This window comes from Streptomyces sp. CNX435, assembly GCF_059570575.1.
The window spans coordinates 566,055-578,354 of record NZ_JCANTA010000003.1 but is presented as its reverse complement, the minus strand read 5'-3'; the positions used below and the strand labels follow the sequence as shown (position 1 = coordinate 578,354).

Here is a 12,300-nt window from a genome sequence, read left to right as displayed (position 1 = left end):
GGGCAGCAGGCCGGTCGCGAGCAGGGTGGCGATGCCGATGGGCACGTAGATGATGAAGATCCACGGCCAGCTCAGCCACTCGGTGAACACACCGCCGAGGAAGACCCCGGCGGTGCCGCCGGCCGGGGCGGCGGCACCGTAGAGGGCGAGCGCCTTGCCCAGCTCCCGGGGGTCGTGGCTGAAGAGGATCATCAGCAGGGTCATGGCGGACGGCGCGATCAGCGCCCCGCCGACGCCCTGCACGGCCCGCCCGGCGATCTCGACCCCGGCGGACTGCGCCGCCGCAGCCACCACGGAGCCGGCGATGAGCACGCCCCACCCGGTGACGAACACCCGCCGGGCGCCGAAGAGGTCGGACAGCCGCCCGCCGAGGAGCAGCAGACCGCCGAAAGCGACGACGTAGGCGTTGAACACCCACTGCAGGTCGCCCGGTGAGAAGCCCAGGTCGCGCTGCATCTCGGGGAGCGCGACGCCGATGATCGAGGTGTCCATGATGACCATGAACTGCGCGGTGGCGAGCACGAGCAGTGCCCACCAGCGGCGGGGATTGACGGATGACATGGCAGTACGCCTCCTCGGTGTCTCATACCCCCTGGGGGTATGAGACAGAGATATAACATTACCCCCGGGGGGTATGCAAGCCCCCGGGGTGGCTCGGGGTGACGTCCGGGCCGGGGTCGGGGTGATCCCCGAGGCGCGCGGGCCGCTTCGTCGGTTGACTGCGGTCAACGACCCGCGCGAGCGGCGCGGGCCGACCTGGACAGGGGGATGACCATGACCGACGGCACGCGTACGACGCCCCGGCGCTGGAGGCTGTGCGCCGCGGTGGGCGCGCTGGTGGTGGGGGCGATCGCGCCCGCCGCGGCGGTGGACGCGGGGGAGCGGGGCGACGGGTTAGCGGCGCCGCACGACGCCACGCAGGCGGCGCTCGACGCGATCGTCGCGGAGGGCACGCCCGGCGCGCTCGCCGCGGTGCGCGAGGGGCGCGGACGGTGGTCCGGAGAGGCCGGGGCGGCGGACCTGGCAACGGGCGAGCCGCGCCGGAACCGCGACCGGTTCCGGGTGGGGAGCCTGACGAAGACGTTCACCGCCACGGTCCTGCTGCAGCTCGACGCGGACGGCGTGCTCTCGCTCGACGACACCGTCGAGCGCTGGCTCCCCGGCGTCGTACGCGGCAACGGCAACGACGGCCGCAGGGTCACCCTGCGGCAGCTGCTCAACCACACCAGCGGGATCTTCAACTACAACCGCGACGAGGGCTTCCTCGCCAGGTTCACCGGCGAGTCCTTCCTCGACCACCGCTACGACGGCGCCACCCCGGAAGAACTGGTCGCGATCGGCCTGTCCCACCCGCCCCTCTTCGCACCGGGCACGGGCTGGGAGTACTCCGACACCAACTACATCCTCGCCGGGATGGTCATCGAGCGCGCCACCGGCGACGACTACGCCACCCAGGTCCGCCGGCGGATCCTGGGGCCGCTGAAGCTGCGGGCCACGTCCGTGCCCGGCTCCGCCGCCGCGGTGCCGCGCCCGCACGGCCGCCACTACTCCAAGCTCTACGACGAGGACCCGAACGCCCCGGTCCACGACGTCACCGAGTTCAACCCCTCCGTCGCCGGCGCCGCCGGGCAGGTCATCTCCGCCACCCGCGACCTGAACCGCTTCTACCGCGCGCTGCTGCGCGGGGAACTGCTGCCCCGTGAGCAACTGGACGAGATGCTCACCACCGTGCCGATCGACGAGGAGGAGTCGGGTACGGGCGGCGTACCCACCGCCGCCTACGGCCTGGGCATCCGGTCCGACCGGCTCTCCTGCGGCGTCACGGTGTGGGGCCACGGCGGCCAGGTCCCCGGCTCCCTGTCCCGGGCGGCGGCCACCCGCGACGGCCACCACGTGCTCACCCTGAACCGCAACGGCGACTGGGGCGGCCAGGGCGGGGAGGACGCGGTGCTGGAGGCCGAGTTCTGCGGCTGAGGCAGCCGGCGGTTGCGGGGCCGTGACCGGCGGCCCGCAACCGGCGGTCGGCGCCCGGCGTCCGAGGTAGGTACGGACCGGGGGTGCCGCCCGCGTCCGTGTGGGTAGCCTGCTGCCGGCGGACGCCGGACGCCGGACGCCGGACGCCGGACACCGGACACCGGACACCGGACACCGGACACCGGGCGGCAGCGGCGGCGTGGCGGGGCGACTTGGGGGGAGTGCCGGGGATGGCGGGGGAGTCACCGGTGGGGATACCGGCGGCCGGGCCGGACGAGATCGGGCCGTACCGGATCGTCAGGCGGCTCGGCTCGGGCGGCATGGGGCAGGTGTATCTGGCGCGCTCCGCCGCCGGCCGCCCGGTGGCGGTCAAGACCGTCGACGCCGGCGGCCCGGTCACCGACGACGCGCGGCGCCGGTTCGCCCGCGAGGTCGACCTGGCGCGCCGGGTCGGCGGGGCATACACGGCGGCGGTCGTCGACGCCGACCCGGAGGCGCCGGTGCCGTGGATGGCGACCGAGTACGTCCCCGCCCCGTCGCTGGCCGAACTGGTCCGTACCCGCGGCCCGCTGCCCGTCGAAGCCGCGCTGTGGGTCGCGGCGGGCACGGCGGAGGCGCTGGCGGCGCTGCACGACCGGGGGATCGTGCACCGTGACCTGAAACCGTCGAACGTGCTACTGCCCGTCGACGGCCCGCGCCTCATCGACTTCGGCATCTCGCGCCCGGCCGACCTCACGCGCACCACGGTCAGCCTGGGCAGTGTGGCCTTCAGCGCCCCGGAGCAGGCGCGCGGCGAGGCCAGCTCGCCGGCCGCCGACCTGTACGCGCTCGGGGCCACCCTGTTCTACCTCGTCACCGGCCGCCCGCCGTACGCCGACACCGCCGACTTCTTCCGGCTGCTGCCCCGCGTGGCCCGGGCCGAGCAGGACCTGACCGGGCTGCCGCCGGAGCTGGCCGACGCGGTGCTGCCGTGTCTGCGTGCGGAGCCCGCGGAGCGGCCGGACGCGGCGGCGGTCGTCGCCGAGTTCGGCGGGCGGCTGGCGGCGCGGCCGGGTGCGGCGGGCGGTGGGGACTGGCTGCCGCCGGAGTGGCTGGCGGCGATCCGGGAGCGGGAGGCGCGGGAGCGGGTCGCGGTGGAAGAGCCGGGCGGTACGGAGACCGGCGGTCAGGAGCCGGGCGTGGCGGAGCCGGGCGGCGCCGGTGCGACACGGGCGGCCGGGGACGTGGCGCGTACCACGGTTCTACCGGCCGGCAGCGCCCCGGAGTCCACTCCCACCGCCCCGGACGCGGCGGTGCACGACCGTCCTCCGGCCGCCTCGCGCCGCCGGCGCAGGCTGACCTGGCTCGTCGCCTCCGCCGCGGTGGTCGCCGTCGCCGCCACCTCGATCACGCTCGCCGCGCTGGCACAGGACGACGGCGGGCAGAGCCCGCCGTCGTCCGCCGGTGACGGCGCCAACGGCAACGGCGCGGCGGACCGCGACCCGCCCGCCGACGACGCGGCCGACCCGGACGGCGAGGACAGCACCACCAAGGACCCCTACGCCGATCTGGAAACGGAAGAGGACGTGGCGAGCGCCAAGCTCATCGACTCCGTACGCAAAGGGGACTGCCTGACGGTCCACTACGACGTCGTCGGCTTCGCACCCGAGAAGGCCGCACCCGAGAAGGTGCCCTGCGACTCGGCGCGCGCCGCCACCCGCGTCACGGGCAAGTCCGAAGGCCTGTCGGACGACTGCCCGACGCGCCAGGACAGCCTGGAGTGGTCGCTGTACGGCTACGACACGGGGCTCTGCCTCGACCGCAACTTCCAGGTCGGCGACTGCTTCCCGGTCCGGGAGTACATCGGCGGGCAGCGCGACCGCGGCTACGCCGTCTCCTCCTCCCGCCGCTGGGTCGCCCAGCTCGCGTCCAAGACCGACTGCTCCGGCGGCAGTCCGTCGCGGATCTTCGAGCGGCTGGCCCGGGTGACCGCCGTGCACCCGGCGTCGGCCGCGGACGACGGCGTGTGCGCCGACGCCTGGACCGCGCAGAGCGGCACCAGGACCATCTGCACGGAGGTGATCGTGTGAGCGCGGGCGAAGTCGCCGGGCGGGGCGACCGGTTCGGCCCGTACGAGGTGCTGCGGCTCCTCGGCCGCGGCGGCATGGGCGAGGTGTACCTGGCCCGTTCGCCCGCCGGCCGGCCGGTCGCGGTGAAGACCCTGCTCTCGGAGACGGCGCCGCTGGGCGCGGAGGATCGCGCGCGGTTCGCCCGCGAGATCGCGCTCGCCCGCCGGGTCGGCGGCGCGCACACCGCCGCCGTCATCGCGGCGGACCCGGACGCGGCGGTGCCGTGGATGGCGACGGAGTACGTGGCCGCGCCGTCGCTCGGCGAACTGGTCCGCGACTGCGGGCCGCTGGACGATCCGGCGGCGGTGGCCTGGGTCGGCGCGGGCGTGGCGGAGGCGCTGCTCGCCCTGCACGCCGCGGGCGTCGTCCACCGGGACGTCAAGCCGTCGAACGTGCTGCTGCCCGTGGCCGGCCCGAAGGTCGTCGACTTCGGCATCGCGCACGCCGCCGACCTCACCCGGACGCAGGCGACGCTGGGCACCATCGCCTTCACCTCGCCGGAGCAGGCGCGCGGCGAGCCCAGCACGCCGGCGTCGGACGTGTACGCCCTGGGCGCCACGTTCTTCCACCTGGTCACCGGGCGGCCACCGTACGCCGAGAGCGAGCCGCTGCAGCTGCTGGTCCGGGTGGCGGAGGCGCGCGTCGAACTCGACGGGCTGCCCCCGCAGCTGGACGACGTCGTACGCCCCTGCCTCCGCCTGGCGCCGGCCGACCGGCCCACGGTGCCGGAGGTGCTCCGCGCCCTGACCGCCCGCGTCGCCGGCCGGCCGGACGCGGTCGGCGGCGCCGGCCTGCTGCCGGGGGAGTGGCTGGAGCGGATCGCGGGCTACGAGCGCGCGGGCGCCGCGGCGGCGGCGGAGGCGGAGACGGCCCCGGCGCTTCAGGATGCGCGCCCGGCGGAGCCGGATGAGTCGGCGGCGGCGCCCGGCGCCGTGGGGACGGGTGAACGGACCGGGCCGGCCGGGCCGGACGGCGCCGGGGCCACGGCCGCCGACGCCGCCGGGGGCACCGGAACGCTCCCCCTTGGCGCCGCAGGTTCCGACGCCGACGCCGAGCCCGACACCGACGCCGCCGACGACCCCGCCGTCGCGCCCACGGCGCCCACCGCGCCCACCCCGTCCCGTACCGCCGGCAAGCGGGCCGCCACCGCCCCGCCGCAGCCGTCGCGCGGACCGGCCTTGGTCGGTGCGCTCATGGTCCTGCTGTGCGTCGGCGTCGCCATCGCCCTTGTCGTCGACCGTCTGCCCGGCGACTCCCCCAGCGCGCGCGGCTCCGCCCCGCCGGCCTCCCCGGCCGACGGCACGCCCGCCGCGCAACCCCCGTCGCCGCCGCCCACCCCGACTCCCGGCCCCACCCCGCCCAAGGCCGAGATCGCCGGGGTGGACGAGGGCGACTGCCTGAACCTGCGCCATCCCCCCGACCCCAACCTGGCCATCTGGGACCCGTGGTACGGCGCGGCGGAGCTGGACCCCGTGTCCTGCTCGGCGGACAACGCGTACGTGAAGGTGACCGACCTGCGCTGGAGCGAGTCCTTCGCCGACCCGGTGTGCCCCCGCGGCGAGGGCCGCGACGAGTTCTCGGTCAACTACGACACGGAGGACGGCGTCGACAGCATCGCCGCCGTCGCCGTCTGCGTCGCGCGGGAGTTCCGGACGGGGCAGTGCTTCCCCGGTCTCCACGCTCCCGACAAGCCTTCGGACAGCCGCGCGAGCTTCCTGTCCGTGACGCGCTGCAGCAAGACCGAGATCCCCGAGGTCGACAACCGTATGTACCGCATCACCGGCGTGGAACCGCTCGTCGATCCGCAGACCTGCCCGCCCGGCACGACGAGCTACTGGTCCTTCGAGGACCGCGGCCTGGCGCTCTGCGCGACCACGCTCTGAACCCGCGTCACGTCCGCCGGGCGGCGGCGGGTAGCGTGCCTGCGAGCGGCGAGGGGAGATCACCGGTGCAGATGCGGTCGGGCACGCACGGTTCGCCGGACCTGCGCGGGCGACCCGGCGCGGACCCGGGAGCGGAGCCGGCCGACCCGGAGGTCGTGGCCGAGGCGCGGCGCCGCAAGGAGGCCGCGCTGCTGGACTTCGGGGTCGGGCAGAGCGTCGTGGCCTCCTGGCTGTACGCGAAGTGCCACCGCCACATCGCCACCACCGCCGTGCCGACCGCCGCGGTCACGGCCGGCGGCGACGGCCGCTGCGCGCTGCTCTACAACCCGTACTTCTTCGCGTCGCTGGACTTCGACGGCGTCAAGTTCGTGCTGTTCCACGAGGCGCGGCACCTGATGCACCGGCACCTGTACGTGGACGAGGAACTGCGCTCCGACCCGGTGTTCACGCTCGCCGCCGAGGTGGCGGTCAACCACGTCGCCCTGCGCCGGCTGGGCCGCTCCGGGCTGCCCGAGGCGGTGCCCGCCGGCGGCGGGGCGCCCGAGCCGGTGGGCGTCGACCCGGACGCGGTGTACGGCGCGTACCGGGACGACCTGCGGCGGCAGGGGCTCGCCCCGCTGCCGTACGACGAGTTCGTCCGCACCGACCTGACGGTGTACGGCGAACTGCGCCGCATGCAGGCGCACGAGACGCCCCGGTCCGCCGCCTACTGCGTCCACCTCGCCGGAGACGCCCCCGGCCCCGACGTCCCTCTGGACCCCGAGACCGTCGGGCAGTTGGGCGACGACGTGCTGCGCGAGGTGATGCAGTCCGCGCTGCGCGGCGGCCGGGCCGCGCGCGAGGAACTGCTCGGCCTCGCCGACCGCAGCGCCGACGGCGGCGAACGGCTCACCCGGCTCTGGGGCCGCCTGGGCCTGGACAAGCTGCGCGGCACCACGCCCCGCACCCGCCGGGTCGACTGGTGGCAGCGGTGGCTCACCGACGTACTCGCCTCCAAGCTGACCGAGAGCGAACGGCTGGTCTACCCGAAGAAGCACGGCGCGGTCGTGCTCGCGCTCGGCCACGAGCCGATGCTCACCCGCCGCGGCCCGGAGCGTACGAAGGTCGTCCTCGTCGCGTTCGACACCTCGGGGTCGATGCCCGACGCCGTCGTCGAGTGGCTCACCACCCTGGTCGGGCAGACGGACGGGGTGGAGAGCCACTGGCTCGCCTTCGACGGCGTCGTGGTGCCGTTCGTCCCCGGCGAGCGGGTGACGGGCGGTGGCGGCACGAACTTCCAGAACGTCGTCGACTACGCCGAAGGCCGGCTGGAGGTCGCCGGCAAGACCTTCGCGCACGAGCCGGACGCGGTCGTCGTCGTCACCGACGGCTACGCGCCGCACGTCACCCCCGCCGACCCCGATCGCTGGATCTGGCTGATCACCGACGGCGGCGACGACTGGCCGGAGCACCACCACCGTCCGATGGCCTGCCACCGGGTCACGTCACCGCGACAACCGAAGAGCCCGGAGAGCCCGGAGTACCCGAGGAGAAGCACATAGTGGCCGCCGCGACACCGTCCCGGGCGACGACGCCCGCACCACCGCCCGCGGACCGGCAGTGGAGGGCGAACGCCACCTACCCGGACCCGCCGCCGGAGGGCCCGACGGCCAAGCTGGAGAAGTTCATCGACGCGATGATCGCCACCGGCCAGACCGGTCAGATCTTCGGCGAGCACGGCATCGGCAAGACGTCCACCTTCGTGTCGTACGTGCCGAAGCGCTACCCCGGCACTCGGCTGGTGGTCCTGCCCGCGGCCAACCTCGCCCCGGACGACCTGTTGATCAACGCCCCCGTACGGGACGAGCGCAGCGGCGAACTGGCGCTGCGCCAGCTCGTGATGCGCCAGCTCGCCCCCGGCACGCCGTTCGTCCTGCTCGTCGACGACTCCCTGCAGGCGGGCAACACCGTGCAGTCGCAGCTCATGCAGATGGCCTGCAACTGGACGCTCGGCGAGTACGACCTGCGCGAGCTGGGCTGCGTCGGGGTGTTCCTCACCGACAACGAGTCGCTGGCCGAGACCAGCGTGCGCCGGTCCGACCTGGCCATCCTGGACCGGATGGTCACCCTCCGGTTGACCGCCAACGACACCGCGTGGCGGCACGCGCTGGCGGCCCGGTTCCCCGACTGGGACCTTCGCGAGGTGTTCCGGCAGTGGGCCGCCCTCGACCCGCACCTGCGCGGCCTGTTCTCGCCGCGCACCCTGCAGCACGTACTCGACTGCGCCCGCGCCGGCTTCCCGCTGGCCTGGGGGCTGCCGCTGCACAACGGCCGCCGGCTGGCGCTGGTCGAGCACGGCGCCGAGGGCACCGGCGGCGCGCCCGGCCGGGACCGTACGGAGGAGGTGCTCGACGCCGTCGCCGCGGCGGTCGGCGCGGCCAACCCCGCCACGGTGAGCGATCCGGTGCGCCGCATCCTCAAGGCCGCGGCGGCGCACCGCTGGGCGGTGCTGCTGCAGGGGCCGCCCGGCTGCGGCAAGACGGAGATCGCCAAGCAGGTGGCCAGGGAGGAGACCGGCCGCGAACCGGTGTACTTCTCGCTGCCGGTGACCAACGTCGAGGACCTGTGCGTGCCGGTGCCGACCGCGGACGGGGCGCTGGAGGCGATGCTCGCCAGGTCGCTGCTCGACCCGGAGCCGAAGGTGCTGATCTGGGACGAGTACAACCGGCCGAAGGACAAGGCGACGTACGCGAAGCTGATGGAGATCACCCAGGAGTGGACGCTCGCCGGCCGCCCGCTGCCCGGGCTGCGGGCGCAGGTCGCGCTGCAGAACCCGCCGTACCACCTCGGCCGCAAGATGCTGGTCAGCAGCAACAACGTCGCCCAGGCCAGCCGGTTCACGGTCAGCTACGAGGTGCGGCCGGAGGACATCCCGGCCAACGAATGGCTGATCTCGACCTACGGGGAGACGGCCGAGACCGTCCTCGAATGGTGGAAGAACGACATCGATGACGAGGGCCGGGACTGGGTCACCAAGCGCACCCTGGAACGGCTCATCAAGCTGCACCGCGCGGACATGCCGCTGGAGCAGGGGCTGATCTACCTCGGCGACGGCGAGTACGCGCCGGTGCCGCTGTCCGGGCTGGAGGCGCGCCTCGCGGAGCGGCCGCAGATCGGGCTGGCGGAGCTGGCCGCCGACCTGACGGGCTGGCAGGCCCGGCTGGCGGCGGCCGTCGAGACGTCCGCGGAGGGCACCAACGACACCGACCTGGTGCACCAGGTGTTCTCCAACGCGGAGGTGTCGCAACTGAAGCGGCACATCGACGTGGTGGCGCGGCTGCTGCCGCACCTGCCGCCCAAGCTGCGCGCCACCTACCTCGTGGGGCAGGCCAAGCCACGGCAGCGCTTCTGGATCGCCGCCCTGGCCCGGATGGGCGAGCTGGCCCCGGCGCCCTCCTACTCCTCCTCTTCTTCGTCCTCCTCTTCCTCCTCCTCGTCTTCTTCGTCGTAGTAGTCCTCCCAGTTCTCGTCGATGTCGTCCTCGCTGAACGGGCGGACCATCGGCACGGAGACGGTGGACTGCTCGTGGTCCACCGTCCAGGAGTTGCGGAAGAAGTCGAACTTCAGGTGGAAGAGGCCGTCGTGCTCCGCGAACAGGATCGGCGGCACGAGGAAGTGCGCCACCTCGACGGTGGCCGCGGTGGTGACGAAGTCCTTCGCCGGCGGTACCGGCGGACCGCCCTGGCAGGCCGCGAAGTTGACCGGCGCCGGCGCCTGCTTGCCCAGCACGTGGATGCGGTTGCCCTCGACGACGAACCGGTCCGGGTCGAGCACCACCTCTTCGCCGAGCATCATGACCGGCGCCGGGAGGACGTCCGCCTTTGCGGAGTCCTGCGCGCGCACGTAGTGCTCGATGATGTCGGCGTTGCGCGTGGTGTCGAAGCGCGGGCCGAGCACTCCGCCGTCGCAGATGCCGCACGCGCAGTCGGGCAGCTCGTGGGTGGCGGGCCGCTCGGGCTCCGGGAACAGCATGCTCTTGTCGAACGGGGCGATCGGTGACGCGCCGCCCCAGTCCGTCAGCAGTGCCGGTATCCAGTCGGTGCCCTCGGCCTCGACCACCGTCGTGTCGCACTCCGCGCGGAACGCGCTGTTGCCGACCTTGCAGTTGAAGTAGTCCAGCAGCGTGATCGCCGCGCACTCGGCCGGCGACAGGCCGCCGGCCGCGGGGAACCAGAAGTCGTGACCGTTGGCGACGAAGTCCAGCCCGCGGAACCGCTTGTGCAGGAACGGCTCGCCGGCCGTGCCCGCGCCGAGGTCGCCGCTCCAGTGCGCCGCGGCGACGCGGTTGTAGTAGTCGTCGGCGTGCCGGGCGAGTTCGGGGGCGAAGACGCTCTCGCCGGTCAGGTAGGTCGCCTTGGCGAACAGCGCGCCGATCTCCGGGTCGTGGGCGACGTCCGGTTCGGTGAAGACCAGCTCCGTACGGAGGAAGACCTTGCGCCCGTCGCGGTACGGGGCGCCTTCGTGCTCGTACCGCTGGTCGAAGACGATGCAGGTGAAGGGCTCGATCTCGGTGAGTCCGGCGCCGCCGGTCAGGTCGAGGACGGGCGCGCCGGAGCCGCCGGTGAGGTACAGCAGGAGGGTGTGGCGGGAGACGTGGCCGCGCGAGGGGTCGTAGTACGGCGTGTCGAGGTGGCGGTGGAAGTTGGCGTCGTCCGGCTTGAAGCGGTTGCACCGGAAGACGGGGTTGACGTGCGAGAAGCCGTCGCGTCGCGTCCCCGGCACGGCCTTGGCCACCGCCTCGGTGAGGGCCTCGGCGAGCAGGGCCGAGTGGAAGATGAAGCGGTCGCCGCCGCGGGAGCCGGCGTTGAGCGGCGGCACGTAGAGGTCCAGGGCGTCCAGGCTCTCCAGCCGTGCGCGCGCCGCCGCGGGCAGGCGGACCGAGAACGTGTACGCACCCTTCGCGAACTCCGTGCGGTCCGTCAGCTCGAACTCCAGCCCGGCGCCGGCGAAGTGCCGGTCGAGCGGGAGGATGTTCTCGTACGTGCGGAACGACAGCTCACGCGGGTCGGCGAAGACGGCCGCCAGATACGGCGCCGTCTCGCTGGGCCGCGCGAACAGCTCCCGCACGTCCGCGTCGATGCGCTCGGCGTCGACGAAGCGGACCGACTTGAACCGCGCCGTCGGATGCCAGGAGACCGCGAGCCCGTCAAGCACGGTGGTGGGCTCGGTGTCGGTGGCGTCGACCAGGGCGCGGTACCGGTCGACCTCCTCAGCGGGGGCCTGCCCGCCGGCGGCGGACAGGGCGAAGAACCGGTCGCGGAGCTCGGTGCTCACACGCTCCTCCAATAGCTGCGCAGTGCGGGCGGGAGTCGGGGTGCGGACGCGAGTCTGCGCGCGCCGGCGTCGCCGACATCGGCGGCGTAGAGCAGCAGCCGTGCGAGCGAGTCGAGGAACGGCGCCGCAAGCAGGGCCTCGGCGCCCTCCTCGCCGATCTCGTTGTAGCGCAGGTCGAGTTCGGTGAGATCGGCGAAGGCGTACAGCGCGCGCACGCCCTGCGCGGTGAGCTCGTTGCGCTGGAGGTGCAGCCGGCGGACGCCGGTGAAGAACGGGTTCGCGGCCAGGGCGGCCAGGCCGCTGTCCCCGACGTGGCAGTACCGCAGATCGAGCGAGTCGATCCGGCAGGCCGTCGACGGGGCCGGGGCCGCGAGGGTCTGGCCGTCGGCCGCTTCGCTGCGGAAGTACGGGGACACCGCCAGGGCCTTGGCGCCGAGGGCGCCGATGCGGAGGTAGGACAGGTCGACGGAGGTGAACGGGGCCAGGTCGAGCGTCGCGAGCTCACCGGCCTCGACGGAGGCGGACGGCAGCGGCTCACCGTCCTCGTCCGTGTCGTCGTCCCAGTGGTCGTACTCCTCGTCCTCGTCCCGCTCGGGCGGCGCGATCCGCAGCGCGGTGGCGAACGGCGCGGCGCGCAGGGCCCGTTCGACCAGCCTGGGCGTGTCGTCGTCCTCGTCCCAGGTGACGGCGATCCCCGTGGCGAACCCGTGCCGGCGCTCCGTGGCGGTGACCCCGTCCGGCAGCTCCGCGTCCCAGCTCTCCCGGTGCTCCGCCACCAGCGCGTCCATCTCCCGCTCGACGGCCTCCCGGCCGCCGCCCGGGGCGACCCGGGCGCGCCGCTCCGCCAGCCGGATCAGCTCCGCGCGGGGGTCGCCGCGCTCCCGTAGCCGGTCGCCGTACGCCACCCAGGACGCGAGGTCGTCCGGGCGCTCCCGCAGTGATCTTTCAAGGGCCCCTAAGGTCATGGCCGGAGGCTAACAGCGGCGACTGACACACCGGTTCGGGCCCAGGAACATCGCTTC

At 74.1% G+C, this 12,300-nt stretch carries 8 protein-coding genes; 5 read left to right on the top strand and 3 right to left on the bottom strand.

Annotation, left to right across the window (positions count from 1 at the left end; all coding sequences use genetic code 11):
* Positions 1–561 (bottom strand): MFS transporter (locus T328_RS08940; RefSeq protein WP_496495359.1); only part of this gene is annotated, 561 nt, incomplete at its 3' end.
* A gap of 213 nt (positions 562–774) precedes the next feature.
* Between T328_RS08940 and T328_RS08935 the strand changes: the two genes are divergently transcribed.
* The 5 genes from T328_RS08935 (at position 775) to T328_RS08915 (ending at position 9,455) form a co-directional block, all read left to right on the top strand.
* On the top strand, positions 775–1,974 hold the full coding sequence (locus T328_RS08935) for a serine hydrolase domain-containing protein (RefSeq protein ID WP_496495358.1): 1,200 nt from the start codon (positions 775–777) through the stop codon (positions 1,972–1,974).
* A gap of 248 nt (positions 1,975–2,222) precedes the next feature.
* Positions 2,223–4,043: a serine/threonine-protein kinase gene (locus T328_RS08930; protein WP_496495357.1), complete on the top strand. Its 1,821-nt coding sequence runs from the start codon at positions 2,223–2,225 to the stop codon at positions 4,041–4,043.
* Complete coding sequence (locus T328_RS08925; RefSeq protein ID WP_496495356.1) at positions 4,040–5,965, top strand: serine/threonine-protein kinase; 1,926 nt, start codon at positions 4,040–4,042, stop codon at positions 5,963–5,965. The genes T328_RS08930 and T328_RS08925 overlap by 4 nt, the downstream gene beginning before the upstream one ends.
* A 71-nt stretch (positions 5,966–6,036) precedes the next feature.
* The gene (locus tag T328_RS08920) at positions 6,037–7,506 is read left to right on the top strand and encodes a DUF2201 family putative metallopeptidase (RefSeq protein ID WP_496495391.1); all 1,470 of its coding nucleotides are present in this window, start codon (positions 6,037–6,039) and stop codon (positions 7,504–7,506) included.
* Positions 7,506–9,455, top strand: a complete 1,950-nt coding sequence (locus T328_RS08915; RefSeq protein ID WP_496495355.1) for an ATP-binding protein — start codon at positions 7,506–7,508, stop codon at positions 9,453–9,455. The genes T328_RS08920 and T328_RS08915 overlap by 1 nt, the downstream gene beginning before the upstream one ends.
* On the opposite strand, the gene T328_RS08910 is transcribed toward T328_RS08915, so the two are convergent.
* The gene (locus tag T328_RS08910) at positions 9,401–11,278 is read right to left on the bottom strand and encodes a hypothetical protein (RefSeq protein WP_496495354.1); all 1,878 of its coding nucleotides are present in this window, start codon (positions 11,276–11,278) and stop codon (positions 9,401–9,403) included. The two genes, T328_RS08915 and T328_RS08910, sit on opposite strands and share 55 nt — an antisense overlap.
* Positions 11,275–12,243, bottom strand: a complete 969-nt coding sequence (locus T328_RS08905) for a hypothetical protein (RefSeq protein WP_496495353.1) — start codon at positions 12,241–12,243, stop codon at positions 11,275–11,277. The genes T328_RS08910 and T328_RS08905 overlap by 4 nt, the downstream gene beginning before the upstream one ends.
* Positions 12,244–12,300 lie beyond the last annotated feature (57 nt).

What these genes read in the sequence shown, in the direction of transcription:
- T328_RS08920 (WP_496495391.1), top strand. Translation starts at nt 6,037, where the DNA reads ATGCGGTCGGGCACGCACGGTTCGCCGGACCTGCGCGGGCGACCCGGC.
- T328_RS08905 (WP_496495353.1), bottom strand. Translation starts at nt 12,243, where the DNA reads ATGACCTTAGGGGCCCTTGAAAGATCACTGCGGGAGCGCCCGGACGAC.
- T328_RS08935 (WP_496495358.1), top strand. Translation starts at nt 775, where the DNA reads ATGACCGACGGCACGCGTACGACGCCCCGGCGCTGGAGGCTGTGCGCC.